This is a genomic window from Variovorax monticola, assembly GCF_051216855.1.
Taxonomy (GTDB): Bacteria; Pseudomonadota; Gammaproteobacteria; order Burkholderiales; family Burkholderiaceae_C; genus Variovorax.
In genome coordinates, this window is the sequence record NZ_JBPJZP010000002.1 from 831108 (window position 1) to 852436 (window position 21329).

The 21329-nt window shown below is 65.2% G+C and carries 34 protein-coding genes; 16 read left to right on the plus strand and 18 right to left on the minus strand.

What is annotated here, in order from left to right; translation table 11 throughout:
- Window positions 1-14 precede the first annotated feature (14 nt).
- From ACSFA5_RS09420 to ACSFA5_RS09440, 5 genes are all read left to right on the plus strand, one after another.
- Window positions 15-350 carry a hypothetical protein gene (locus ACSFA5_RS09420; RefSeq protein WP_435443747.1) on the plus strand — a complete coding sequence of 112 codons (336 nt, stop codon included), beginning with the start codon at window positions 15-17 and terminating at the stop codon, window positions 348-350.
- Window positions 347-700 (plus strand): hypothetical protein, encoded by a 354-nt coding sequence (locus ACSFA5_RS09425; protein ID WP_435443748.1) that lies wholly within the window; start codon window positions 347-349, stop codon window positions 698-700. Before ACSFA5_RS09420 ends, ACSFA5_RS09425 begins: the two co-directional genes overlap by 4 nt.
- On the plus strand, window positions 697-1317 hold the full coding sequence (locus tag ACSFA5_RS09430) for a glycoside hydrolase family 19 protein (protein ID WP_435443749.1): 621 nt from the start codon (window positions 697-699) through the stop codon (window positions 1315-1317). The genes ACSFA5_RS09425 and ACSFA5_RS09430 overlap by 4 nt, the downstream gene beginning before the upstream one ends.
- Entirely contained in the window at window positions 1314-1913 is a 600-nt protein-coding gene (locus ACSFA5_RS09435) for a hypothetical protein (protein WP_435443750.1), read from the plus strand. The genes ACSFA5_RS09430 and ACSFA5_RS09435 overlap by 4 nt, the downstream gene beginning before the upstream one ends.
- Before the next feature lie 143 nt (window positions 1914-2056).
- On the plus strand, window positions 2057-3286 hold the full coding sequence (locus tag ACSFA5_RS09440) for a class I SAM-dependent methyltransferase (protein WP_435443751.1): 1230 nt from the start codon (window positions 2057-2059) through the stop codon (window positions 3284-3286).
- Window positions 3287-3324: 38 nt separating this feature from the next.
- Here the strand turns inward: ACSFA5_RS09440 and ACSFA5_RS09445 are convergent, their stop codons facing one another.
- Both ACSFA5_RS09445 and ACSFA5_RS09450 read right to left on the minus strand, forming a co-directional pair.
- Window positions 3325-3726 carry a type II toxin-antitoxin system HicB family antitoxin gene (locus ACSFA5_RS09445; RefSeq protein ID WP_435443752.1) on the minus strand — a complete coding sequence of 134 codons (402 nt, stop codon included), beginning with the start codon at window positions 3724-3726 and terminating at the stop codon, window positions 3325-3327.
- 75 nt (window positions 3727-3801) lie between these two features.
- Window positions 3802-3975 carry a type II toxin-antitoxin system HicA family toxin gene (locus ACSFA5_RS09450; RefSeq protein WP_435443753.1) on the minus strand — a complete coding sequence of 58 codons (174 nt, stop codon included), beginning with the start codon at window positions 3973-3975 and terminating at the stop codon, window positions 3802-3804.
- 300 nt (window positions 3976-4275) lie between these two features.
- Here ACSFA5_RS09450 and ACSFA5_RS09455 point away from each other — a divergent pair, with 300 nt between their 5' ends.
- Window positions 4276-4524: a hypothetical protein gene (locus ACSFA5_RS09455; RefSeq protein ID WP_435443754.1), complete on the plus strand. Its 249-nt coding sequence runs from the start codon at window positions 4276-4278 to the stop codon at window positions 4522-4524.
- On the opposite strand, the gene ACSFA5_RS09460 is transcribed toward ACSFA5_RS09455, so the two are convergent.
- The 7 genes from ACSFA5_RS09460 to ACSFA5_RS09490 all read right to left on the minus strand — a co-directional run bounded on the left by ACSFA5_RS09460 (window position 4513) and on the right by ACSFA5_RS09490 (window position 6515).
- Entirely contained in the window at window positions 4513-4803 is a 291-nt protein-coding gene (locus ACSFA5_RS09460) for a DUF3606 domain-containing protein (RefSeq protein ID WP_435443755.1), read from the minus strand. The genes ACSFA5_RS09455 and ACSFA5_RS09460 overlap by 12 nt on opposite strands.
- A gap of 88 nt (window positions 4804-4891) precedes the next feature.
- Window positions 4892-5152 carry a hypothetical protein gene (locus ACSFA5_RS09465; protein ID WP_435443756.1) on the minus strand — a complete coding sequence of 87 codons (261 nt, stop codon included), beginning with the start codon at window positions 5150-5152 and terminating at the stop codon, window positions 4892-4894.
- A complete protein-coding gene (locus ACSFA5_RS09470) occupies window positions 5152-5328 on the minus strand; it encodes a DUF3606 domain-containing protein (protein ID WP_435443757.1) in 177 nt (58 codons plus the stop codon). The genes ACSFA5_RS09465 and ACSFA5_RS09470 overlap by 1 nt, the downstream gene beginning before the upstream one ends.
- A gap of 105 nt (window positions 5329-5433) precedes the next feature.
- Window positions 5434-5676, minus strand: a complete 243-nt coding sequence (locus ACSFA5_RS09475) for a hypothetical protein (RefSeq protein WP_435443758.1) — start codon at window positions 5674-5676, stop codon at window positions 5434-5436.
- Window positions 5677-5700: 24 nt separating this feature from the next.
- Window positions 5701-6045 carry a hypothetical protein gene (locus tag ACSFA5_RS09480; RefSeq protein ID WP_435443759.1) on the minus strand — a complete coding sequence of 115 codons (345 nt, stop codon included), beginning with the start codon at window positions 6043-6045 and terminating at the stop codon, window positions 5701-5703.
- Between the two features lie 7 nt (window positions 6046-6052).
- Entirely contained in the window at window positions 6053-6256 is a 204-nt protein-coding gene (locus tag ACSFA5_RS09485) for a hypothetical protein (RefSeq protein ID WP_435444087.1), read from the minus strand.
- A gap of 34 nt (window positions 6257-6290) precedes the next feature.
- Window positions 6291-6515 carry a hypothetical protein gene (locus ACSFA5_RS09490; protein WP_435443760.1) on the minus strand — a complete coding sequence of 75 codons (225 nt, stop codon included), beginning with the start codon at window positions 6513-6515 and terminating at the stop codon, window positions 6291-6293.
- Window positions 6516-6580: 65 nt separating this feature from the next.
- Between ACSFA5_RS09490 and ACSFA5_RS09495 the strand changes: the two genes are divergently transcribed.
- The 3 genes from ACSFA5_RS09495 (at window position 6581) to ACSFA5_RS09505 (ending at window position 7719) form a co-directional block, all read left to right on the plus strand.
- Entirely contained in the window at window positions 6581-6760 is a 180-nt protein-coding gene (locus tag ACSFA5_RS09495) for a hypothetical protein (protein WP_435443761.1), read from the plus strand.
- Between the two features lie 65 nt (window positions 6761-6825).
- Window positions 6826-7011, plus strand: a complete 186-nt coding sequence (locus ACSFA5_RS09500) for a hypothetical protein (protein ID WP_435443762.1) — start codon at window positions 6826-6828, stop codon at window positions 7009-7011.
- Window positions 7012-7014: 3 nt separating this feature from the next.
- Window positions 7015-7719, plus strand: a complete 705-nt coding sequence (locus ACSFA5_RS09505) for an SOS response-associated peptidase (RefSeq protein ID WP_435443763.1) — start codon at window positions 7015-7017, stop codon at window positions 7717-7719.
- On the opposite strand, the gene ACSFA5_RS09510 is transcribed toward ACSFA5_RS09505, so the two are convergent.
- The 4 genes from ACSFA5_RS09510 to ACSFA5_RS09525 form a co-directional block, all read right to left on the minus strand.
- Complete coding sequence (locus ACSFA5_RS09510; protein WP_435443764.1) at window positions 7679-7963, minus strand: hypothetical protein; 285 nt, start codon at window positions 7961-7963, stop codon at window positions 7679-7681. The two genes, ACSFA5_RS09505 and ACSFA5_RS09510, sit on opposite strands and share 41 nt — an antisense overlap.
- Window positions 7964-7990: 27 nt before the next feature.
- Window positions 7991-8302, minus strand: coding sequence for a hypothetical protein (locus tag ACSFA5_RS09515; protein ID WP_435443765.1), 312 nt, complete (start codon window positions 8300-8302; stop codon window positions 7991-7993).
- Window positions 8303-8572: 270 nt separating this feature from the next.
- Window positions 8573-8950: a hypothetical protein gene (locus ACSFA5_RS09520; RefSeq protein ID WP_435443766.1), complete on the minus strand. Its 378-nt coding sequence runs from the start codon at window positions 8948-8950 to the stop codon at window positions 8573-8575.
- Between the two features lie 76 nt (window positions 8951-9026).
- Window positions 9027-9416: a hypothetical protein gene (locus tag ACSFA5_RS09525; protein WP_435443767.1), complete on the minus strand. Its 390-nt coding sequence runs from the start codon at window positions 9414-9416 to the stop codon at window positions 9027-9029.
- Window positions 9417-9561: 145 nt separating this feature from the next.
- Here ACSFA5_RS09525 and ACSFA5_RS09530 point away from each other — a divergent pair, with 145 nt between their 5' ends.
- A complete protein-coding gene (locus tag ACSFA5_RS09530; protein WP_435443768.1) occupies window positions 9562-9792 on the plus strand; it encodes a hypothetical protein in 231 nt (76 codons plus the stop codon).
- 117 nt (window positions 9793-9909) lie between these two features.
- Window positions 9910-10272: a hypothetical protein gene (locus tag ACSFA5_RS09535; protein WP_435443769.1), complete on the plus strand. Its 363-nt coding sequence runs from the start codon at window positions 9910-9912 to the stop codon at window positions 10270-10272.
- Window positions 10273-10921: 649 nt separating this feature from the next.
- Here ACSFA5_RS09535 and ACSFA5_RS09540 read toward each other — a convergent pair.
- Both ACSFA5_RS09540 and ACSFA5_RS09545 read right to left on the minus strand, forming a co-directional pair.
- Complete coding sequence (locus ACSFA5_RS09540; RefSeq protein WP_435443770.1) at window positions 10922-11239, minus strand: hypothetical protein; 318 nt, start codon at window positions 11237-11239, stop codon at window positions 10922-10924.
- 224 nt (window positions 11240-11463) lie between these two features.
- Window positions 11464-12288: a ferritin-like domain-containing protein gene (locus ACSFA5_RS09545; protein WP_435443771.1), complete on the minus strand. Its 825-nt coding sequence runs from the start codon at window positions 12286-12288 to the stop codon at window positions 11464-11466.
- 253 nt (window positions 12289-12541) lie between these two features.
- Between ACSFA5_RS09545 and alaS the strand changes: the two genes are divergently transcribed.
- The 3 genes from alaS (at window position 12542) to ACSFA5_RS09560 (ending at window position 17546) form a co-directional block, all read left to right on the plus strand.
- Window positions 12542-15166, plus strand: a complete 2625-nt coding sequence (gene alaS / locus ACSFA5_RS09550) for an alanine--tRNA ligase (protein ID WP_435443772.1) — start codon at window positions 12542-12544, stop codon at window positions 15164-15166.
- A gap of 42 nt (window positions 15167-15208) precedes the next feature.
- A complete protein-coding gene (locus tag ACSFA5_RS09555; protein ID WP_435443773.1) occupies window positions 15209-16225 on the plus strand; it encodes a 2-dehydropantoate 2-reductase in 1017 nt (338 codons plus the stop codon).
- A 61-nt stretch (window positions 16226-16286) separates the two neighbouring features.
- Window positions 16287-17546, plus strand: coding sequence for a D-amino acid dehydrogenase (locus tag ACSFA5_RS09560; RefSeq protein ID WP_435443774.1), 1260 nt, complete (start codon window positions 16287-16289; stop codon window positions 17544-17546).
- 8 nt (window positions 17547-17554) lie between these two features.
- Here the strand turns inward: ACSFA5_RS09560 and ACSFA5_RS09565 are convergent, their stop codons facing one another.
- Complete coding sequence (locus tag ACSFA5_RS09565; RefSeq protein ID WP_435443775.1) at window positions 17555-18310, minus strand: transporter substrate-binding domain-containing protein; 756 nt, start codon at window positions 18308-18310, stop codon at window positions 17555-17557.
- A 162-nt stretch (window positions 18311-18472) separates the two neighbouring features.
- Between ACSFA5_RS09565 and ACSFA5_RS09570 the strand changes: the two genes are divergently transcribed.
- The gene (locus ACSFA5_RS09570) at window positions 18473-18889 is read left to right on the plus strand and encodes a response regulator (protein WP_435443776.1); all 417 of its coding nucleotides are present in this window, start codon (window positions 18473-18475) and stop codon (window positions 18887-18889) included.
- 62 nt (window positions 18890-18951) lie between these two features.
- On the opposite strand, the gene ACSFA5_RS09575 is transcribed toward ACSFA5_RS09570, so the two are convergent.
- Window positions 18952-19782 carry a substrate-binding domain-containing protein gene (locus tag ACSFA5_RS09575; protein WP_435443777.1) on the minus strand — a complete coding sequence of 277 codons (831 nt, stop codon included), beginning with the start codon at window positions 19780-19782 and terminating at the stop codon, window positions 18952-18954.
- Window positions 19783-19981: 199 nt separating this feature from the next.
- Between ACSFA5_RS09575 and ACSFA5_RS09580 the strand changes: the two genes are divergently transcribed.
- Window positions 19982-20470, plus strand: a complete 489-nt coding sequence (locus tag ACSFA5_RS09580) for a Spy/CpxP family protein refolding chaperone (protein WP_435443778.1) — start codon at window positions 19982-19984, stop codon at window positions 20468-20470.
- Window positions 20471-20497: 27 nt separating this feature from the next.
- On the opposite strand, the gene ACSFA5_RS09585 is transcribed toward ACSFA5_RS09580, so the two are convergent.
- A complete protein-coding gene (locus ACSFA5_RS09585; RefSeq protein ID WP_435443779.1) occupies window positions 20498-21268 on the minus strand; it encodes a TIGR04325 family methyltransferase in 771 nt (256 codons plus the stop codon).
- Between the last annotated feature and the right edge of the window lie 61 nt (window positions 21269-21329).

Sequence of the window (21329 nt, forward strand, 5' to 3'; positions counted from 1 at the left end):
TTGCTTGGAGTTCCATGTCTCAAGACACCCAACCGGACGAGCAGCCCCGCATCGCCCGATTCGTCGACCTGCGGATCCCCTTGTGGGGTCTGATCTGCGCATTCAGCGGCGCGGCCTTTTTCATCGTTGGCACGTGGTTCACCGCCGGGCAGACGGCGAAGGATGTGAACGAGCTGCAGATCACCGTCAAGGCGGGGAATCAGCAGGTCACCACGCTGGCCGGAGAACAGGCCTTGCTGCGCTTTCGAATGGAAAACATCGAAGGCGAGATTCGCGCCATGAAGGCACAGCCGCAAGTTGTCGCCGCGCCTGTCCCCTCGACCACCACCACGACCCGGAGGTTTCCATGATCGATCTGAAGGCGCGTCTCACCGCTTGGTACGACGCGCACATTGTTGCTGCGTGGTACCGCAGTGTGGCGCTGTACGTTGGCATGTCGGCGACCATCGTGCCGTTTCTGCCCGACTGGCTGCAGCTGGCCCTCGATCACTGGGACATGGCAAGCGTGCTCATCCCGAAGCTGTCGCCGGAAGGCAAATCCGTCCTGCAGGCGTTCATCCTGCTGGTGCTGCTGCCAGTCGCGAAGGCCTGGCAGCAAAAGGCAATGCGCGAGGCCGCGCTGAAACAGGCGGTCAAGACCGGGCAGGTCAGCACGGAGGTCGGCTCGGATGCGGTGCAGGTCACGGTGGTGAAGCCATGATCGGGCTCGATGCTGCCACGCTAGCCAGCGCCATGGCTGGATGCCCGATGCAGCGCGCGCAGGTCTGGGCACCGTTTCTCGATGAGGCGATGGGCCTGGCCGACATCAACTCGCCGCAGCGCGCAGCTGACTTCATTGCACAGATCGGGCACGAGTCGCTCGGGTTGCTCTATGCCAACGAGATCTGGGGGCCGACCGATGCGCAAAAGACCTACGAGCGCGACTTTTCGCAGCTGTGGGGGCCGACCTTGCGCCGCGGAGATCGCAACTTCAAGGCGTGGAACTTGGGCAATGCACAGCCAGGCGACGGCCGCAAGTTCGCCGGTCACGGTCCCATTCAGACCACTGGCCGCACCAACCATGCGCTGGTGCGTGACGAACTGCGAGTGCTGCTAGGCACTGTCGTCCCAAACTTTGAGGAGGATCCGCAGGCGATGGGGCAACCGCGCTGGGGCGCGCTCTCGGCGGCCATGTTCTGGAAGCGCAAAGGTCTGAACGGCTACGCGGATCGCGGCGACTTCATCGGGCAGACCGAGCGGATCAACGGCGGGCGCAATGGTCTGGACGACCGGCTCGCGCGCCGTGTGCGTGCCCGTAAAGCCCTGGGGTACACATGACCGCCCTAACCGACCTCAGGGCGATCCTGATCTACATCCTCGCCGCCCTCGTTGTGGTGTTGGGCCTGTCGACCTGGGAGTACCGCCGCATGTTCAAGGCGACGGACTTCGCCCTGACAACCCAGAACGCCGCGATCAAGGCCCGGAACGAGGAGGCCAGCCGCAGGCTGATCCAGTTGACCAACCAACGCGACGCCGCACAGGCCGAGCTCGACAAGCGCCACGCGGCGCAGGAGAATTTCGATGGACAGGCTGTCACGCAAATTGGCTCTGATGATCGCAAGCAGCGCAGCGCTCCTGTGCGGGTCCGGGTGCTCGCCTGCACCCGTGATGCCGGGCGCGGTGGTGGAGGCGCCCCAAGTAGTGCTGCCGCCGGTTCCGAAGCTGGTGCAGCAGACGCCGGCGAGGCCAGTGGGGTACTTCCGAAAGAAAGTGCTCGACGCCTTGCAGACACCCTGACCGAGGTGGAGACCATGAGCGCGGCCTACGCGTCGTGTCGGGTCGACAGCTTCGCCGTTCGTGGCTCCCCGGTGCCGCTCAACCCTGGGCCGGTCGACTATGGGCTACCGCTTGGCGGCCACCTTCCGCCGCCGTAGTGCCGATGCCGAACTGCCGACCCAATGCCCCCCAGCGTTCGCGCTGGGGGGCATTGCTCATTGGGCTGCGGCAGCTGTGCTGCGCTGCGCTGCCTGCACTACAGTCGAGACCTCAAGTATCGCCACGAGATGAGGAGCAGCTGTTGAAGAATCTGGTGAAGGCCGCGCTACGGCCGGTTTGGGCGCCCATCCGTCGGCGCCTCGATGCCGAGCGAGCGCACGGGGACGCGAGAGCCGCAGCCCTTGAACGTGAGAATAGGGCGCTGCGTGAGCGTCTCGGCAACGTGCTCGAAGCTCTGCAGGCAACTGACCAACGCGTCGGCGCGACGATGAGCCAGGTCGAAGCCCTGCAGCGGGATCTGACCGCGCTTCAGGCCGGCTTCACGCCTCAGATGCTCTATGAGCAACAGGTCGCGCGCGAGCTGAACAGCTTCAACGACGTGACCGACGTGCACGCGCTGCCCGCGATCTATGGCTACTGGGCGGATAAGTATCTGTTGCCCATGTTCCGCGAGTGCGGCTGTGAGACTGTCGACCAGTTCTATGTGAACACCCTGCTACAGGCTGCCGCGCGAGTCGGCGGCCCTGCGAGCTTTGCCAGCGTCGGTGCCGGCAACTGCGACACCGAAGTGAGGATCGCGCAGCAACTGCGCGAACGGGGCCTGCGCGACTTCACCATTGAATGCCTGGAAATCAACCCGGCAATGCTTCAGCGCGGCCGGCAGCATGCAGCGGCGCACGGTGTCGAGAGTCACTTCGTCTTCACTCAAGCTGATTTCAATGCGTGGCGGCCGCTGGAGGTCTACACCGCGGTGATGGCTAACCAGTCGTTGCACCACGTGACCAACCTCGAGGGGCTGTTCGACTCGATCAAAGGAGCGCTGCACTCTCGCGGCTACTTCGTGAGCAGCGACATGATCGGTCGAAACGGCCACCAGCGATGGCCTGAGGCGTTGGAGCAGGTGCAGTCACTGTGGCGCGAGCTGTCGCCCGCGCATAAGTACAACCGAGTGCTGCAGCGCCAGGAAGACGAGTTTGTGAACTGGGACTGTTCGAGCGAAGGGTTCGAAGGCGTGCGTGCGCAGGACGTGCTGCCGCTGCTGGTCGAACGGTTCGACTTTGCTGTGTTCGCAGGCTTTGCCAACGTCATCAACCCATTCGTCGATCGCTGTTTCGGCCACAACTTCGACGTGGACTCGGAGTCAGACCGAGCATTTATCGATCGAGTCCACGCGATCGATGAGGCGGGCTTCCGCGCCGGCACGCTCAAGCCGACGCAGATGCTCGCGGTCATGACACCTGGGCGAAGTGATTCGCACGTCTATGCGCGGGGCCTCAGCCCGCAGCAAGCCCTGCGGCCGGCGCAGAACTAAGCGCACCGAGCCCCAAACCGCTCCGACAGCCGCGCGCGTCAGGCCACGTCGAAGTCGAGGCGCTTGCCCAGCACGCCGAGCGCCTGCTGCACGCTGTCCACCTTCGAGGTGTACTTCAGGTTGACCAGGCGGTTTACATCCTGCGCGCTGGTGCCCAGCATGCGCGCGAGTTCGGCTGGCCAGATCTTCTGCCGGACCATCTCGTTCAACAGCAGGACCTTCGCCCACACGCTCGCGGGTAGCTCCACCACGTCCTCTCCCTTCTTCGCCTTGCGCGGCACTGGCACCTCGCGCTTGTCGTCGAAGTAAAAGTCCAGTGCGGTGATGAGCGCGTCACGGGCCATATCCAGCGCCTCCTCGCGCGTGGCGCCGCCAGTGAGCGCTTCGGGGATCTCGGGAAACGAGGCCATGAAGCCGTCGCCGTCCTTTTCGATTTTCACAACGTATCGCATATCTACCTTCGGGTATGAATCGGTTCTGAAGCAACGGAAGGTGGCCCCTCTCGGGGCCCCTTCTCACAAACCTAGCTGTTTCAGTATTGCTTTCCGGAGTCCTTCGCCAATCTCGTGGCTGGGATGCCGGGGCATCACTGTTTGCTTACCGTTCAGAATGGCTTTCGTGTGCTTTTTGCCCTCTACGAAAGTCACCCCTTGGGAAGCCAGCGAGCGTTTGAACTCGCTTTGCTTCATAAACCCTCCATGTGTTGAACATGGGTAGAGTATAAACAATACTGTTGATGCGTGCAACAGATTTATCTACGATTTTGTTTATATTTTCAGGGGCTTGATGCCGCCGCCTGAATAGATACTTCGCGGCTGGTGCCCCTCTGTAGCGAGGCTCGAAGTGGGTGGTTCGTGAATAGATACTGGCGTCAAGACTTGAGTAGCCCGGCCAGCACCTGCAGCGCTTCTTCGGCATTCGCAGGCTATCCTTGGCGATCCGAGTTCTGCCCCCAACTCTCGTGCGTCCCCACCCGTCGAGGAACGTCAATGCCGATGAATTTCCTGAGGCGCATCGAAAATGCGTCGTTTCCCTTGGCCATTCACGAGGAGTCCGACATCGAATGCGCGGCCGTGCTGGCCGCGGCTGAGTTGGTGGAGGCGAATCTCCCCGATCCGGGCGACGCAACCGGCCGCAGCGGGGTAGTTCTGCGCATCACTCCGCTGGGCAGGGCTGAGTTGAAAAGGTTCCGAGAAGCCCCCGGCGAAGCAGCGGACGTAAGACGCTCAGGGGATTGAGGGTCGCGTCGATGGCCACACAGGAAGTTGCGCGGGTGGGGGCGCCTCCTGCGCAACGCTGTGCTCCTCGGCCGGGAGGGAAGTCGTCGCCTGCGATGGCTCACGCCCGTTCAGTGCGTCGAGGTAGGTTCGGACGCTTTCTACCGAGTTCCCGACGGCTCGAAGCGCGATGCGCAATTCGGCGACGCTGCATCCGAGGTGCTTCGCCCACGCACTTGCCTCCTGTGGAGTGGTCGCCGCGATGTTTTGGGTTCGCTCACTGGGAGGCGTATGTCTCATGATGTCGATTCAAACCAGAGGCTCTAGGCGCATATACCAAGCGAGTTTTCGCCAGGCGCACAGGAGGGCGTAGAGGGCCATTGCGAGCTCACCTGATGGGGATACCCACGGGTGCCGCGTCCTCGTCGTCGCCGCCGACCTCACGAGGGCCAATGCGTTCGTCGGGCGCGTACCCGAGCAATGCTTTTGTCCCCGCCTGCAATGCGTCGAGCCACATGTCGTAGCCCTCGTCCGCAGACTCAAGCTCGCGCCATTCCGAGGCGTCATCTCCTTCCTCCATGAGCACCCAATAAAAGTGCCCTGGATCGGGTTCGTCGACGTGGACAGAGATCCGACGGATGCGCGACATCACTTCTTTTCCAGGTAGACGCGAACTGCCTCGGCCGAGTTGCCGACGGCTTTGACGGCGTCTCTGAGTTGGGCCTCTGTGCAACCGAGTGACTTCGTCCAGGAGAGCACTTCGTGCGGCTCGTTGAGGGCGATCAGCTTTCGGTCCAAGCCGGTCTTCTTGGGGTCATCTGTCATGGTGGTCTCCAGAAGCCGGCACCGCGCCGACTCGAGGGCTACCTTGCGACGGAGAGTGCGGCGCCAGCCATCCTCAAAAATCGATTCTGGATGACCGGCGCTCTCCTACGCGCGTCCCGTGGCATGGGGTAACTCGGAGACGCGTTTGCGCCGGATCTCAACCGGCCCAATGCCGTCGTAGACGACCTCGTTGGTCTTCAGCGACGTGACCGTCCAGCGCTCGCCCGGCGTGATTTTGTAGTCGCCCGGTGCCAGCGGCAGCGCGCGCTCTTCGTGCACGTCCTGTCCGAGCCATGACGGTGCGCGGAGGATGGTGATCTGGTCGTCAAAAATATCAGGTTGGCTCATGGGACGATTGTCGTTGGATGTCTGTCAGTCGTCGGTGCAGAGCGCTGCCGGCACCACGTGCCAGACCTGTCGGTGCTCGAACAGCCTGCGCGTGCCGTCAATCTCATCAGTCGCCAGTTCCATGCCAGCGATCAGGAACCCGGGCCCCTTGTAGGGCAGGATCACCGGGTCCGAGATCTGCCCGGCCGAACGGGCTTGCGGAATCCCCCAGTTCTCGTAAAGCGCTGCCGTCACAAGGTTGCGCGCCGAGTTGTTCGTGTCGCGGTCGGATTCCCGGATCATCACGGTGACCCTCAACGGTGCCCCGCGTTCACCAGGCTTCAGGCGCAGACCATGGCGCATCAGGGGAGTCACGTCCGCTAAAAACATTTCAAACTCAGCTCTTGCCGTCTTCTGGCGCTGCAGGCAGGGGAGCCGGGAGATCGTGCATCACCGCACGAATGTGGTCACCCGCGTTGCGGTCCCAGTCGCCATACAGGTCGCCGATCCGCGCGCACCGGCCGGCCACCTGCTCAGCGAAATCCAGCAGGGTGGGCCGCAGCGGCTCGCCAGGCGCGAGTTCGCCCGCTTGCCGAGCCATGGTCGCCAACTCGGCTGCGATAGGGGTCTCAGGCTCACGGTGCATTGAAGCCTGGGATCAGTTCGCGCTTGGGTGCCAAAGCTCTCTCAAAGTCCTGCGCTGCCACCATGCGGGGGTCCTTGCGCCTGTTCTTGCGATGCAGGTGACGGCCTTTCTCGACCAAATCCTCGAACCCGGCTTGGCCATTGGCGAGATCGATCCATTCACGGGCGAACGCGAACGTCCAAGGAAGTCGGGGCTTCACGGTTCTCTTCGGCATCGCAGCTCCTTCAAAAGTACTGGTTAAATATACAGTCTTTGGAGTAGACTGCAAGCATGGAAAACATGCCGGCGAACCTCTGGATTGCCGCCTGCGCGCACCGGTTGCAGCAGCAGTGGCACACCGTCGACCCCCTCGACCTAGAAGACGTTGCGCGAGATCTCTGGCAAGACGCGCGGTTGCGAGCGATGCAGCCCGACGAGGCCGCTGTCGACTGGCTCAAGCCCATCAACGAGGTCGGGTAACTGTGGGCCAGCGGTGCGCTGTCGTCCCTCAGAATGTGCTGATGACCCACCTTCGCCAGATCGCCTTGACCGTTGACGAACAGGAGCGCGGGCACTTCTACTGGGTGCTGATCGAGTCGAAGGACGACGCGCGGATCTACGGCGAGCTGAAGGCCGCGCCGGAGGCCTGCGGCACCTACATGGAAGCGTTCGAAGCTGGCGCGCAGGAGCTGCGCCGGATGGTCAGCTGGCGCGACGGCGCAAGGGAGTGAGACATGTGCAACCGATACATCTCCCCGGAGACAGCGGAGGCCGAGCGCTTCTGGCGCATCGACGAGCGGCGCAGCCGTCGGCCTCTGCTGGGGCCGCTGACGGTCTTTCCGCGTTCACAGGCGCCGTTCATCCGCCGCGCAAAGGACGAGACAGGCTACGAGCGTGAGCTTGTGGTCGGGCAGTGGGGCTTGATTCCCTGGTTCGCCAAGAAGCCGGAGCTCACGTACTCGACGAACAACGCGCGCGGCGAGGAGGTCGAGGCGAAGGCCAGCTACAAGGACCCGTGGAAGCGTGGCCAGCGCTGCATCATCCCGGCCGCCAGCTTCGACGAGCCGAACTGGGAGAGCGGGAAAAATCAGTGGTGGGCGTTCCGCCGGCCGGATGGCGATCCGTGGGGCTTGGCTGGGCTGTGGAACACCTGGACCGACAAGGAAACCGGAGAAGTGCACGAGAGCTACACCATGCTGACGCTGAACGCCAATGCGCACCCGCTGATGAACAGGATGCACAAGCCCGAGGTCGACAAGGTGACGAAGAAGCCGCTGCCGTTCGAGCAGCAGGACAAGCGCAGCGTGATCGTCATCGAGGCGGAGGACGTCGACCTGTGGCTGGCTGGAACGACCGCGGAGGCGAAGCAGCTGCTGAAGCTAGCGCCGGTCGAGGCGTTCAGTGCAGGTCCGGCCGGCGCCGCCGCGGCGGAGGAATGAGCGTCTCCTCAAGCTCGTACCCCGGCGGCTCGTAGCCCAACGTTATGAATGCGACCTCGGCAGTCTCTCGCGGCGCGCGGTCGGCGTTAAGTGGGTAGAGCGTGCCGGCCAGCCCGACAAGCCATTCGTGGTCGACCTCACCGCCGCACAACTCGTGGAACTCGGCGACAAACTCATGCCACCAGGCTTCCTGATCCGACAGCGTGCTGCTGCCGCTCACGATAGGCTTGTCGGGCTTCCACATGGGCGCATGCTACTGCGCCGCCGGCAATCAGGGTAGCTTCGCGCCGAAGCCAAAACCGAAGCCGGTGCCGGTGCCGACAGACCTCTTTGCTTCAGCAGGTGGCTCCTCGCGCGGTCCGCGATCAAGGTCGCCCACCATCGCCTGCAGCGCCACGAGACCGGCGGCCATCGCTTCCTTGTAGCTCCTGAGCCATTCGTCGGTGGTCTCGATCTGTGACCAGGTCGAAAGATCTTCATCCGCCTCGCTGAGCACCCAAGCGAACCAGCCGGGCTCGGGCTCATCAACGTAGACCGCAATGCGGCGGAGAGGTACGGAGGAGGGGATGCGCTTGCGGGCCATGGCCGAGTATCGGCTGAGCAAGCGCTTAGAAGAGCAGCAGTTGCCGGCGTAGGTTTTGGCGTAGCTTTCAGTGAAACGACGGCGTTTTCACTGGAGGGTGAGCTTCTGCCATTGAACTACACCCGCATTTTCCGCCTCGTCGATGCACAACGAGCGGCTGTCTGTCGGCCGCGTGCCTGCGAACGACGACAGCCCGGGAGTATAGAACGACGCAAGCGCTGCGGGCCTGCGCCGTGCCATTTCGTGGCAACACCGCAACCGGTGCCCGGCCTACAGCTGCTTGGCGGGCGGTTCCAGCTCCGCGCGCAGCGCGTTGCGTTGGTCGAGCACATTGGCGAGGTTCTCGTGGAAGAGATCCACGTTGGGCATCCTGAATCCGAGCCAGCCCAGTCCGGGATGGCGCAGGTTCAGAATCAGGCCGCCATCGGGCTGCATCGACCATTGCCAGGCGGGCCCGTCGACCTGCGGCGCGCCTTTGATGAACACCGGCAGCGTGTCGGGGAACGCAGGCTCCATCGTCTTTCGGGTCTCCGCCAGAACGCGGATGAGCCGGTCGAATGCCTCCGCGGGCTGCAGGGCGTCGGTGGTGGACCAACTGGCAAAGTCGGTGCCGTTTTCGTGGGTCATCTCTACATTCATGAGCTTCATGCCCTGTTCCTTTCAAGCGCGTGTTGCTCGGTCGACGGGGCAATTTTGCCCCTGCCTTCCATAAAGGTCTGCGTGTTCAGCAATGCCCGTCGTCTTCAGGGAGCTGATACATCCCGATGCTCGTCTTGCGCCCGGGCTGCCTTGTCGACAGGTCCAGCCATGCGAGGCCGACCTCGATGCGCACGCTCGGCGACACGGCGCCGGCCTGGGCGGCGTCCAAAACGACGGTGAAACCGTGTTCGCGCAATTGTTCGATGGCCGCGGCATTCGGGGCGGCATCGCGAAAGACGGAGCGGCTTGCCAGCCGGTGCGCATGGAAGAACGCCTCGTAGCCGGCGCCCGAAAGCGTCTTGGCGACGTCGTTCCATTTCAAAATCAGCCGCGCGCTCTCGGGCCACGGCTGGGCCGACAGCGTCTTCAGCGCCGCAACGACCCGCTCGATCTCACTTGCGCCAGGCATCTCCACCTCGTGTAGTTTTTCGGGATGGTAGCTTGCGAAGATGGTGGGTACGGCACCTGTCCATGGACTTATGACATTCCAGAAACCATTGTTAATACTTGTGATTTAGTTCCTGGGCTCGGGGCGCGTCAGAACCTATGCTGGGCTCATCATGAGAGCGCCTTCCTGTCTCCTCGAACTCCCCCAAGGCTGGTCGGCGGACTTCGAAATCATGAGAACGGTTCATGGCTCGTATGCGGGTATTGCCAAGCTGAGCCTCGGGGGCACTCAGAAATGCGCGCTGGTGATCACGCAGCAATTGACCTGGGACGGTGCCTTCGAGCGGGCCTGTGTTCGCGCCGCCCACTTTGTCAGGGAATGGATCGCCAGCTCGCGCGAATGACCTCCACGCACGGCGGCGTGACATTTGGGAACGTTCTTCACCGAAACGATGTGAGCGGTGACCGGAGGTGCGGCGTTGTCATCCTATCGGGACCCTTCCCGCACTTCTGGAGACGACGTGTCCTTTCATCGAAACACTCTCAAAATTGCCGTGGCAGGCGTGATGGTCGCCGGTGGGCTTTTTTCGGCCGCCGCCGCAAACGCAGGCACGAGTTGGTCCATCGGCGTCAATGTTCCCGGCTTCGTGGTCAGCGAGCCGGCACCGGTGTACTACGAGCCGGCCCCTGTCTATTCGCCGCCGGCGCCCGTGTACTACCAGCCGCCGCCGCCCGTGCGCTACCGGCCGGCCCCGGTCTATGAGCCGGCGCCCGTCTACTACGAACGTGCCCCGCGATGGGACCGCGAGGACCGCCGCGAATGGCGCCGCCGGGAGTGGGAGCGGCGCGAGAGCTATCGCCGCTACCACGAAGACCGTGATTGACCACGGCTGACGTTCGCGCCGCTTCGGCAAGCGGCCTGCATCGCCCGGCCTGATTTTTCGCGTTCCTGGATATTTTTTCGCGCGGTGCCTCTTTCGCAGGCACTGCGTTGCAGGCCACGCCAGGCAACGCTTTCACGCAATGCACACACAGTTTTCCACAACGTTGTCCCCATGAAGAAGGGACAACGTGTCGTGGCCGTGTGCTAGGGCCCCAGGTCATCTGGCGCATGCCGCGACCGACCTGGTTTGCCACGGCAATCTCCAGGCAAAAAAATACCCGCCGAAGCGGGTTCGAGGAGCCCATGTGGGCGCTCTAAGAGAAACAGAGAGCTCTTCTTTTGTGCGGCCCTGTTGCGTGACAGCATCTGCATCTTCGATATGAATCCATGGCGCGCCTGTCAGTCAGAAACAGTCAGCGGCCGTAGGACACTCATAGAAACGTGAACTAGTTGGCAGTTTTTTACACCTTTGTTCGGCACGGACCGCTGGACGCCGAACTCGCCATCTGGAAGTGTCGGCCCTGTCCGACAAGGTCCTGTCTTTTGAAGCTCTAGATTTTGCGGACTCGCTTCCAAGTGCGAGTTCTCTGTGTGTGACAGCACTCGAGAGGTTCACAACCCAGCCCTGCGCTGGGTTTTTTTTGGGACGGTCACCTGAGAAGCTCGAACTTGAACGCCGTCGTTTGCGGCTTGCTCAGCAGCGGGGCGGCCAGTCCGGTCGCGTGTTCCCAGGCCTCCCGCCACGCACGTGCGTAGGCTTTCTGTGTTTCGCTCAAGGCTTCGGTGCCCGATTCGAGCTGGCTGGTCCACGCCCGGTAGCACCTGACCACCCGCGACGGTGTACCGATGTGTTCCTCGAGCAGTCTCAAGAAAGTGAATCGCACCTCCATCAGGTCGCGAATGGAGAGGTCGGAACCGTCCAGTCGTATGGTGTAGGGCTGCTCGCGCTTGGCTGTGTTTTCGAACATCGGACTCGCATGCAAGAAGGCTGCGAACCCATTTGCCAGGAGCGCGGTGCCGCTCTTCCGAAGGTCTCAGGCCTCGCCTCTATAAAGGGGTGAGCGGCAGATACTAGCGACGCTTTCGTTGCAAAAAACGGGACGGCTGTCCCGGTTTGTCACTTTCTCTGCCCTTGTTTGCGAATCCGCGGCGTACGTTGTATGCATTCCCCGGCAGTTCCCGTGCGGTCGGGTCAGCGCAGAAACACGTGCTGCATGAACTGCCTGATCGGGTACTGGATGACCGTTTGCACCCTTGCCGGCAACTCCAGCGGCCGCATCAGCATCTTGAGCGTCGTGCCGGCGCTCAGGTTGGTGCGGATGGTGCTGTTCATGCGCGCGCTCAGGGCCTGCACGTAGGCCGTGTCGCTGGCCCGGTCGGGCGAGCGCGCCTGCACCACGTGCCGGATGGCGCAGTCCGCGTCCTCGCTCTTGAGCTCGAGCGTGCGCCGGCCGATGGTGCCGAAGACGCGGAACCGGCTCAACCGTTCCTGCTCGCGGTAGCGGCGGAAGAAGCGATAGAAGTGCTTGTAGTGATTGACCTCGTCGGTCGCGATGCGCGTCGCCAAGTCTTGCAGCACCGGCTCGTCCGTGCTGCGCGCCATGGCTCGGTAGTAGGTGGCGGTGCCCGTCTCGACCACGCAGCGCGCGGTCATCTCGAGGGCACGGGTCGGGCCCAGCAATTCGACCTTGCAGTAGGTGGCGTACTCCTTCAGGAAGCCCTGGTACGCGGTGTCCCATTCGAACTCGGGCCACACATGGCGCACGTAGGCACGCAGGGCCTTTCCGTGCTGCAGTTCTTCGAGTTCCCAATGATTCGACAGCCAGTCGGTGACCTCGTCGTCGCCCCGGAAGAAGTCGACCAGGTTCTGCGTGTAGAGGTCGGAGCCGCTCTCTATGAAGGAAGCGGAGGTCACCAGGTAGAAGAGGTTTTCGTCCGGGCGGACCTTGTCGAGCGCGATGCGCGAAAAATCGAGATCTTCGATCTGCCAGTGTTGTTCCGCCTCTTGGCTTGCCATGCGAACTCCTTGATTCTTTGTGTCCGTACAAGTACGGATGGCGCAGACCGCTTTTGGTTCGCGTTTTTTGCGCCGGATCACATATTAGCCGCGCCGCTCCGAGCCTCGAGTTTGCCCCCGGAAGGCGCGGGCGTCATGGCCAAACCTATAATCGTTTGTTCAAGCAAATCAAGCAGTTAGGCCGGTTCGCCGCAGTGGGTTCGACACAGGGTCGCCATCGCCGGGCCGCCCTCGACAGAAGACGAATCCAAAGATGAGCCAGCCCACATTCACGGTCGCGGACATCCGCAAGACCTTTCTCGATTTCTTCGCTTCCAAGGGCCACACCGTCGTGGCCTCGAGCTCGCTGGTGCCGGGCAACGACCCGACGCTCATGTTCACGAACTCGGGCATGGTCCAGTTCAAGGACGTGTTCCTGGGCGAAGACAAGCGCAACTACGTGCGCGCCGCCTCGGTCCAGGCCTGCCTGCGCGCCGGCGGCAAGCACAACGACCTCGAGAACGTGGGCTACACCGCGCGCCACCACACCTTCTTCGAGATGCTGGGCAACTGGAGCTTCGGCGACTACTTCAAGCGCGAATCGCTCACCTGGGCCTACGAGCTGCTGACCCAGGTCTACAAGCTGCCGGCCGACAAGCTCTGGGCCACCGTCTACATCGAGGACGACGAGGCCTACGACATCTGGACCAAGGACATCGGCCTGCCGCCCGAGCGCGTGGTGCGCATCGGCGACAACAAGGGCGGACGCTACATGTCCGACAACTTCTGGATGATGGCCGACACCGGCCCGTGCGGCCCGTGCTCCGAGATCTTCTTCGACCACGGCCCCGAGATCCCCGGCGGCCCGCCCGGCTCGCCCGACGAAGACGGCGACCGCTACATCGAGATCTGGAACAACGTGTTCATGCAGTTCGACATGCAGCCCGACGGCTCGGTCAAGAAACTGCCCGCGCCTTGCGTGGACACCGGCATGGGCCTGGAGCGCCTGGCCGCGATCCTGCAGCACGTGCACAGCAACTACGAAATCGACATCTTCGAGGCGCTCATCAAGGCCGCGTCGCGCGAAACCGGCGAGCAAGACCTGGGCAACAACTCGCTGCGCGTGATTGCCGACCACATCCGCGCCACCTCGTTCCTGGTGGCCGATGGCGTGATTCCCTCGAACGAGGGCCGTGGCTACGTGCAGCGCCGCATCATTCGCCGCGCCATTCGCCACGGCTACAAGCTGGGCCAGAAGAAGCCGTTCTTCCACAAGCTGGTGCCCGACCTGGTGAAGCTGATGGGCGACGCCTATCCGAAGCTGGTGGCCGACGAGAAACGCATCATCGACACGCTGAAGGCCGAGGAAGAACGCTTCTTCGAAACGCTGGCCAACGGCATGGAAATCCTCGACGCGGCGCTGGCCGGCGACGCCAAGACGCTGCCCGGTGAAGTTGCCTTCAAGCTGCATGACACCTACGGCTTTCCGCTCGACCTGTCGGCCGACGTGTGCCGCGAGCGCGGCGTGAGCGTGGACGAGGCCGGCTTCAACGCCGCCATGGAAAAGCAGAAGGCCGCGGGCCGCGCGGCCGGCAAGTTCAAGATGGACCGCAACGTCGAATACGCCGGCGCGGGCAACACCTTCACCGGCTACGAACACCTCGAGGAAAACGCCAAGGTCGTCGCGCTGTACGTCGAAGGCGCCGCCGTGCAGGAACTCAAGGAAGGCCAGAGCGGCATCGTCGTGCTCGACACCACGCCGTTCTATGCCGAGAGCGGCGGCCAGGTCGGCGACCAGGGCGTGCTGGCGGCCGAAGGCGTGCAGTTCGGCGTGGACGACACGCAGAAGATCAAGGCCGACGTGTTCGGCCACCACGGCACGCAGACGCAGGGCACGCTGAAGGTCGGCGACGCGGTCAAGGCCGCGGTCGACATCGCGCGGCGCAACGCCACCATGCGCAACCACTCGGTCACCCACCTGATGCACAAGGCCCTGCGCGAAGTGCTGGGCGACCACGTGCAGCAGAAAGGCTCGCTGGTCGATGCCGACAAGACGCGCTTCGACTTCGCGCACAACGCCGCCGTCTCGCATGCGCAGATCCTCGAGATCGAGAAGCGCGTGAACGCCGAAGTGCTGGCCAACGCGCCCACGCAAGCGCGCGTGATGGACATGGAGTCGGCGCAGAAGACCGGCGCCATGATGCTGTTCGGCGAAAAGTACGGCGAGAGCGTGCGCGTGCTGGACATCGGCTCCAGCCGCGAACTGTGCGGCGGCACCCACGTGAGCCGCACGGGCGACATCGGCCTGTTCAAGATCGTGAGCGAAGGCGGCGTGGCCGCCGGCGTGCGCCGCATCGAGGCAGTCACCGGCGCCAATGCGCTGTCGTACCTGCAGGACCTGGAATCGACCGTGCACAGCGTGGCCGCCACGCTGCGCACGCCGGCCGCCGAGCTGCAGGGCCGCCTCACGCAGGTGCTCGACCAGGTGAAGGCGCTCGAGCGCGAAGTGGGTGCGCTCAAGGGCAAGCTCGCGTCGTTCAAGGGCGACGAATTGGTGACGCAGGCGGTGGACGTCAAGGGCCTGAAGTTGCTGGTCGCCAAGCTCGACGGCGCCGATGCCAAGACGCTGCGCGACACCATGGACAAGCTCAAGGACAAGCTCAAGACGGCCGTCATCGTGCTGGCCGCCGCCGACGGCGACAAGGTGCAGATCGCGGCCGGCGTCACGGCCGACAGCACGGGCAAGGTCAAGGCCGGCGAGCTGGTCAACTTCGTGGCCCAGCAGGTCGGTGGCAAGGGCGGCGGCAAGGCCGACATGGCCATGGCCGGCGGCACCAACGCGGCAGGCCTGGCGGCCGCGCTGCAGTCGGTGCAGGCCTGGGTCGAAGAACGCGCCTGACGCCACCCGACGGCCCCACCGCTCACACGCACCACGCACTTCATGCAAGAAGACATCCCCGGTGAAGTGCTTGTGATGGGCGCCGGCACCATCGGGTGCTTCATCGGTGGCAGCCTCGCGACGGCCGGCGTGCCCGTCACGTTCGTCGGCCGGCCGCGCGTGCTCGACAAGCTCGCGACGCACGGCATGACGCTCACCGACATGGACGGCGCAAAGCACAAGCTGCCCGCTGCAGGGCTGCAATTGAGCGAGCAGGTGCCGCCCGGCGCGCGGCCCGCCCTGGTGCTGCTGTGCGTGAAGAGCGGCGCCACGGCCGAGGCTGCAGGCGAGCTGGCTTTCGCGCTGCCCGCGGGTACCACCGTGGTGTCGCTGCAGAACGGCATTTCCAACTGCGCCGCCGCGTCGCAGACCGGCCCCTCGCTCAACGTGCGTGCCGGCATGGTCCCGTACAACGTGGCCGAGATCGGCCCGGGCGCCTTTCACCGCGGAACCCCGGGGCGCCTGGCCGCGGAAGACGACGCGGCATTGCGCCCCTGGCTTGCCGTGTTCGCGCGCGCCGGCGTGCCGCTCGACCTGCACGCCGACCTGCTGCCGGTGCAGTGGGGCAAGCTGATGCTCAACCTCAACAACCCGGTCAACGCGCTCTCGGGCCTGCCGCTGCGCGACGAGCTCATGCAGCGCGGCTACCGCCGCTGCTTCGCGTCGCTGATCGACGAGGCGCTGAGCATCCTGAACGTGGCGGGCATTGCGCCCGCGCAAGTGGCCGCGGTGCCGGCGCGCCGCCTGCCCAGCGTGCTGCGCCTGCCGGACTGGCTGTTTCGCATCGTCGCGGCCCGCATGCTGCGCATCGACGCCAAGGCGCGTTCCAGCATGGCCGACGACCTGGCGCTGGGCCGCCGCACCGAGATCGATTCGCTCAGCGGCGAGGTCGTTCGCCTCGCACAGGAGCACGGCCTGAGCGCGCCGCGCAACGCGCGCATGGTCGCGCTGCTCGAGGCCTGGCCGCAACAACCGAAGCGCTGGACGGCACGGCAATTGCAAGATGCGCTGGGCCTCTAGCGCCTGAGCCCTGTACCCTCGGCGCCATCGCGCTGGACGGCGGCTTCAAAGGGTTGTTCTCATGCAGGTCCTGATTCTGGGCAGCGGTGTCATCGGCACCTCGGTGGCTTACTACATGGCGCGCGCCGGGCACGAGGTGACGGTGCTGGAGCGCCAGCCGGCGCCCGCGCTCGAAACCAGCTTCGGCAACGCGGGCGAGGTCTCGCCCGGCTACTCGGCACCATGGGCCGGGCCCGGCGTGCCGGTCAAGGCCGTCAAGTGGATGCTCATGCAGCACAGCCCGCTGGTCGTCAAGCCCATGCTCGACCCCGCCATGTGGCGCTGGGGCCTGTCGATGCTGCGCAACTGCACGCAGGCGCGCTACGAGGTCAACAAGGGCCGCATGGTGCGGCTCGCCGAATACAGCCGCGACTGCCTGAAGGCCCTTCGCGCCGACACCGGCATCGCCTACGACGAGCGCATGCAGGGCACGCTGCAGCTGTTTCGCACGCAGCAGCAGCTCGACGGCACCTCGAAGGACGTGGCGGTGCTCAAGGCCTCCGGCGTGCCCTACCAGGAGCTCGACCGCGAAGGCTGCGTTCAGTACGAGCCTGCGCTCGCGGGGGTGAAGCACAAGTTCGTCGGCGGCCTGCGCCTGCCGGGCGACGAAACCGGCGACTGCTTCAAGTTCACGCAGGCCCTCGCCAAGCTGGCTGAGGCCGAGGGCGTGACTTTCAGGTTCGGCGTGACCATCCAGGCCATCGAACATGATGCGGCCAAGGGCGTGACCGCGGTGCGCACCGACAAGGGCAACTTCGCGGCCGAGCGCTACGTGGTCGCGCTCGGCAGCTATTCGCCCGCGCTGGTCAAGCCGCTGGGCATCGACCTCCCGGTGTACCCGGTCAAGGGCTTCTCGATCACCGTGCCGATCAGCGATGCGAGCGGCGCCCCCGAATCGACCGTGATGGACGAGACCTTCAAGGTGGCGGTCACGCGGCTGGGCGATCGCATCCGCGTGGGCGGCACCGCGCAGCTCTCGGGCTTCGACCTGCGCCTGGACGCGGGCCGGCGCGACACGCTCGAACACGTGGTGACCGACCTGTTCCCCCGGGGCGGCAACGTGCGCGACGCTTCTTTCTGGACCGGCCTGCGCCCCATGACGCCCGACGGCACGCCGGTCATCGGCGCCACCCGCATTCCCAACCTGATGCTGAGCACCGGCCACGGCACGCTCGGCTGGACCATGGCGGCCGGCACTGGCCGCGTGATGGCCGACCTGATCGGGGGCAGGGCGCCCGAGATCGACATGGAAGGCCTCACCGTCGCGCGCTACGGCGGCTGAACACAGCGTCAGGAAGAAGCCGGCGCCACAACCGCCCCCTCGATGCGGTGGCGCTTCAAGGCATCGGCGACGAAGCCGCTGGCCTTCATCTCCTCGACAAAGGCCGCGAGCAGTGCCTGCGCCTGCGCGCCCCGGCTGGCCGGCGTGCCCATGGCCTGCTGGATCACCATGAAGCGCCCCGGCAGCACGCGCACGCCGGGCGCGCGCTGCGCCTCGCCTTCGAGCAACTGGCGAATGCCCGCCGCCACCTCGACCTCGCCGGAACGCAGCGCCGCCAGCGCCGGACCCGCACCCTGCAGCCGGACGATGTCGGCCTGCTTGACCTCTCGCGTCAGGAACAGGTCGTAGGCGCTGCCCGCGCCGACCGAGATGCGGTGGCCATGGGCGTCGACCTGCGCGTTGTCCGTCAGCGCCGACGATGCAGTCACCAGGTAGCTGCCTTCGATCAGCACGTAGGGCGCGGTGAACAGCAGCCCTTCGCTGCGCGCCGGGTCGACGGCGAAGAAGCCGATGTCGGCCTTCTCGTTCTTCACCGCGTCGACCGACGCGGCGGCCTTCTCGAACACCACCAGCTCGACGCCCACGCCCAGCCGTCGTGCGAACTCGCGCGCCAGGTCGATCGACACGCCGACCGGCTCGCCGGTGGCGGCGTCCTTGTTGGCCAGGATCGGGTTGCCCAGGTTGATGGAGGCGCGCAGCGTGCCGCCGGGCGCGAATGCAGCGACGAGGGCGGGGGAAACAGGGGTCGGCTGAGGCTGTGTCATGGCGTTCGAGCGAAGGGGGTTGCGAAAGTTGACAGGGGTGGCGCGCCAGTTTACGGCGCCCGTCTTCCTTGTTTCCTACCGGATGTAGCGCGGCGCGCTCACCAGTCAGGCGCCGGATTCGCGTAGGCTCGTTTGCTCCGCAAACAGAAATTGCCCGACGCCGTGCCGCTTTCCACTTTTCTCGTCGAAGACAACCCTCACATCCGCCAGACGCTGATCGCCGCCATGGAGGAGGAAATCGACCTTCACCTGGTCGGCACCGCCACAACCGAGGCGCAAGCGCTCGCCTGGCTCGATGCGAACCCTGGCGCCTGGGACCTGCTGGTGGTCGACCTGTTCCTGCAGGAGGGTTCGGGCCTGGGCATCGTCAAGCGCAGCGGCAAGTGCCGCCCCGGACAGCGCGTGGTGGTGCTGACCAACTACGCCACCGGCGAAATCACCGACTGGGCGCGCGAGCTCGGCGCGGATGCGGTGTTCGACAAGGCTGCAGAACTCAGCGGGTTCTTTGCGCTGTGCGCCAGCCTCGAGGCCGAAGCCAGGACCCGGGGCGGGAACTCCCAGGAGGCCGTCGCACGATAAGCGCGCCGCCGTCTTCCGGCAAGGCCGCGGGGCGCCCGGAGGGCTTGTTCTCTTGCGCGTGCTCAGCGCGCCGCGAGCGGCTCCAGCCCCGTCTTCGCGATGACCGGCGCGGCGGCCGGGGAGTTCAGGTAGCGGATCAACTGCCGTGCGGCATCGGGCTGCTTCGACGCGGTGGCGATGCCCGCGGAAAACACCGTCACGCGCTGCACTTCCGCCGGCAGCGGGCCGATGTAGTCGATGCCCGCCACCGGCAGCAGCTCGCTGACCTGCTGCAACCCCAGCGCTGCATCGCCGCGCGCCACCACCGTGCCCACGCGCTCGCTCAGGATGCGCTTGCTCTTGGGCTTGACCTGGTCTTCGATGCCCAGCGTCTTCAGCAGCTCGGTCTCGTAGTAGGTGCCGCTCGCGCTGGCCGAGTAGGCGATCGACGGCGCGGCGAGCAGCGTGCGCTTGAGCGCCTCGACCGTTCCGATGTCCGGACGGGGCGCGCCCTTGCGTACCGCAAAGCCGATGGCCGAGCGCACAAGGTCGACCTGGCTGCCCGCCACCACCTTGCCCTGCGCGACCAGCGCGTCGAGCGCGGGGCGCGCCAGGATCACCACGTCGACCGGTTCGTTGCGCGCGAGGCGGCTGGGAATGGAGTCGTCGGCGTTGCCCATCGAAGCGCCGTAGGCCGTCTTCACGCTGCGCCCGCTGCTGCGTTCGAACGCGGGGCGCAGGTCGTTGTAGGCGGCGGTGAAGCCGCCCGAGGTCAACACGTGGATGTCGGTGTCGGCGGGCTTGCCACCGCCAATGTCGCCGAGGCCACCGCAGCCGGCGAGTGCCAGGGCCGCGAGCAGGGGAAGGGCTGCGCGGCGCGTCAGGGCCAGCGTCGGGGCGAGGTAGGGCTTCATGGGATGTCTCCGGGAGAAAGAGCCATCGTAGAAGCCAGGGCTGTCATTTCGCCTTCAGGGAATTCGGGGTTTGTACCGAGGTAAAGACCGCTCGCTTTACCCCGGGTTTACCGGGCCGCAACGCGCGGGACAGCCAGCACGCCTGAAATGCACGCGGGCCTTTCGCGGCTCTTGCAACGATTTCACCCAAGGATTCCCCATGATGAAACGACCCCTGCATCGCTTCGCCCTGGCCGCAGCGCTGCTTGCCGTGAGTACCCACGGCTTCGCGCAATTCGGCGGTGGCGGCAGCGGCATGGGCGGTGGCGGCAGGCGCGGCGCGCGGCCCGACAGCGCCGCCAGTCCGCGCAGCGGCGACGGCCTTTCCACGCCGGCCACCGCTGCCGGCAAGGTCCGCGACAAGCTCTACGACCTGCGACTGCAACTGATGATCGAGCCCGCGCAGTCGCCGCTGTGGGACCGTTTCTCCGATGCCGTGTGGGCCCTCGTCGGCCGCGGCGGCATGGCCGGCGCCGCACCGTCGGACCCGCAGACGGCCGTGCAGTTCGCGCAGCAGCGCGCCGCGCAGGCGCAAGAGCGCGCACTGCACACGCAGGCGCTGAGCGATGCGCTGTCGGCGCTCTACAGCGCCCTCACGCCCGAGCAGCGTCACATTGCCGACCAGAACCTGCCCGCCGTCATTCCCTGAATTCCGGGGTGCATCGACCGCGCCGACTCAGCCCCCCAGCTCGAAGCAGCAACCCGCGTAGTAGGGCTTGTCGCCGCCCTCCACGAAGGGCACCGCGATCGGCTTGCCCTCGTTGCGCCACACGTCGCGCTTCTTGTAGCCCGAGTGCGCCAGGTCGGCCAGCAGTTCGTCGTGGTGCTGGATGCGGTAGGGGCACACGGCCACGCCGATGCTGTTGAGCGTGAAGATCGTGCGCTCGGGGTGCACCGCCGTGGTGTTCATCACGATGCGCCGGGGCTTCACGGCCAGCGCGGAAAGAATCGCGTCCATGCGCACCGGCAGGTACTGCAGGCTGCCCGAGGCATACAGCACGTCGCAGCCGCTCGCGTCGCGGTAGTCGGTGGTGAAGGCCAGTTGCGCGGTGGCCTCGCGCTTCACGGCCATCACGCGGCCGCTCTCGACCACGCCCGGCACATCGCACACCGTCCACCGCAGGGTGTCGGGATAGCTCAGCACGCGGCGGAATGCGTAGTACTTGATGCCGACGTGGCCACCCAGGTCGAAGATGCGCGTCAGGCCCGCATCGATGGAGCGGCCCAGCCAGAACAGGCTGGGGTAGTCGTAGAAATAGATCTGCGGGCTGTAGAGCTCGCCCGCGTCGGCGTTGGCGTAGCCCACTGCCTTGGAGGGCGGCGCACCGGCCTCGGCCGCCGCGAAGCTCTCGAACGATCCCATGAACAGGTTCTCGTCCGTGTTGTCCAGGAACTTGCGCCTGTAGGCGCTTTCGCTGGGCGGAAACCGCAGAAAGCTAGAGAGCATGTTTGTCTCCGGTGGCACCCTCATTCTGGGCGCCGCCGGAGCATTCGAGACCTATAGCCAT

What these genes read in the sequence shown, in the direction of transcription:
- ACSFA5_RS09420 (WP_435443747.1), top strand. Translation starts at nt 15, where the DNA reads ATGTCTCAAGACACCCAACCGGACGAGCAGCCCCGCATCGCCCGATTC.
- ACSFA5_RS09425 (WP_435443748.1), top strand. Translation starts at nt 347, where the DNA reads ATGATCGATCTGAAGGCGCGTCTCACCGCTTGGTACGACGCGCACATT.
- ACSFA5_RS09430 (WP_435443749.1), top strand. Translation starts at nt 697, where the DNA reads ATGATCGGGCTCGATGCTGCCACGCTAGCCAGCGCCATGGCTGGATGC.
- ACSFA5_RS09435 (WP_435443750.1), top strand. Translation starts at nt 1,314, where the DNA reads ATGACCGCCCTAACCGACCTCAGGGCGATCCTGATCTACATCCTCGCC.
- ACSFA5_RS09450 (WP_435443753.1), bottom strand. Translation starts at nt 3,975, where the DNA reads ATGAAGCAAAGCGAGTTCAAACGCTCGCTGGCTTCCCAAGGGGTGACT.
- ACSFA5_RS09455 (WP_435443754.1), top strand. Translation starts at nt 4,276, where the DNA reads ATGCCGATGAATTTCCTGAGGCGCATCGAAAATGCGTCGTTTCCCTTG.
- ACSFA5_RS09460 (WP_435443755.1), bottom strand. Translation starts at nt 4,803, where the DNA reads ATGAGACATACGCCTCCCAGTGAGCGAACCCAAAACATCGCGGCGACC.
- ACSFA5_RS09465 (WP_435443756.1), bottom strand. Translation starts at nt 5,152, where the DNA reads ATGTCGCGCATCCGTCGGATCTCTGTCCACGTCGACGAACCCGATCCA.
- ACSFA5_RS09470 (WP_435443757.1), bottom strand. Translation starts at nt 5,328, where the DNA reads ATGACAGATGACCCCAAGAAGACCGGCTTGGACCGAAAGCTGATCGCC.
- ACSFA5_RS09475 (WP_435443758.1), bottom strand. Translation starts at nt 5,676, where the DNA reads ATGAGCCAACCTGATATTTTTGACGACCAGATCACCATCCTCCGCGCA.
- ACSFA5_RS09480 (WP_435443759.1), bottom strand. Translation starts at nt 6,045, where the DNA reads ATGTTTTTAGCGGACGTGACTCCCCTGATGCGCCATGGTCTGCGCCTG.
- ACSFA5_RS09485 (WP_435444087.1), bottom strand. Translation starts at nt 6,256, where the DNA reads ATGGCTCGGCAAGCGGGCGAACTCGCGCCTGGCGAGCCGCTGCGGCCC.
- ACSFA5_RS09490 (WP_435443760.1), bottom strand. Translation starts at nt 6,515, where the DNA reads ATGCCGAAGAGAACCGTGAAGCCCCGACTTCCTTGGACGTTCGCGTTC.
- ACSFA5_RS09495 (WP_435443761.1), top strand. Translation starts at nt 6,581, where the DNA reads ATGCCGGCGAACCTCTGGATTGCCGCCTGCGCGCACCGGTTGCAGCAG.
- ACSFA5_RS09505 (WP_435443763.1), top strand. Translation starts at nt 7,015, where the DNA reads ATGTGCAACCGATACATCTCCCCGGAGACAGCGGAGGCCGAGCGCTTC.
- ACSFA5_RS09510 (WP_435443764.1), bottom strand. Translation starts at nt 7,963, where the DNA reads ATGTGGAAGCCCGACAAGCCTATCGTGAGCGGCAGCAGCACGCTGTCG.
- ACSFA5_RS09515 (WP_435443765.1), bottom strand. Translation starts at nt 8,302, where the DNA reads ATGGCCCGCAAGCGCATCCCCTCCTCCGTACCTCTCCGCCGCATTGCG.
- ACSFA5_RS09520 (WP_435443766.1), bottom strand. Translation starts at nt 8,950, where the DNA reads ATGAAGCTCATGAATGTAGAGATGACCCACGAAAACGGCACCGACTTT.
- ACSFA5_RS09530 (WP_435443768.1), top strand. Translation starts at nt 9,562, where the DNA reads ATGAGAGCGCCTTCCTGTCTCCTCGAACTCCCCCAAGGCTGGTCGGCG.
- ACSFA5_RS09540 (WP_435443770.1), bottom strand. Translation starts at nt 11,239, where the DNA reads ATGTTCGAAAACACAGCCAAGCGCGAGCAGCCCTACACCATACGACTG.
- ACSFA5_RS09545 (WP_435443771.1), bottom strand. Translation starts at nt 12,288, where the DNA reads ATGGCAAGCCAAGAGGCGGAACAACACTGGCAGATCGAAGATCTCGAT.
- alaS (WP_435443772.1), top strand. Translation starts at nt 12,542, where the DNA reads ATGAGCCAGCCCACATTCACGGTCGCGGACATCCGCAAGACCTTTCTC.
- ACSFA5_RS09555 (WP_435443773.1), top strand. Translation starts at nt 15,209, where the DNA reads ATGCAAGAAGACATCCCCGGTGAAGTGCTTGTGATGGGCGCCGGCACC.
- ACSFA5_RS09560 (WP_435443774.1), top strand. Translation starts at nt 16,287, where the DNA reads ATGCAGGTCCTGATTCTGGGCAGCGGTGTCATCGGCACCTCGGTGGCT.
- ACSFA5_RS09565 (WP_435443775.1), bottom strand. Translation starts at nt 18,310, where the DNA reads ATGACACAGCCTCAGCCGACCCCTGTTTCCCCCGCCCTCGTCGCTGCA.
- ACSFA5_RS09575 (WP_435443777.1), bottom strand. Translation starts at nt 19,782, where the DNA reads ATGAAGCCCTACCTCGCCCCGACGCTGGCCCTGACGCGCCGCGCAGCC.
- ACSFA5_RS09580 (WP_435443778.1), top strand. Translation starts at nt 19,982, where the DNA reads ATGATGAAACGACCCCTGCATCGCTTCGCCCTGGCCGCAGCGCTGCTT.
- ACSFA5_RS09585 (WP_435443779.1), bottom strand. Translation starts at nt 21,268, where the DNA reads ATGCTCTCTAGCTTTCTGCGGTTTCCGCCCAGCGAAAGCGCCTACAGG.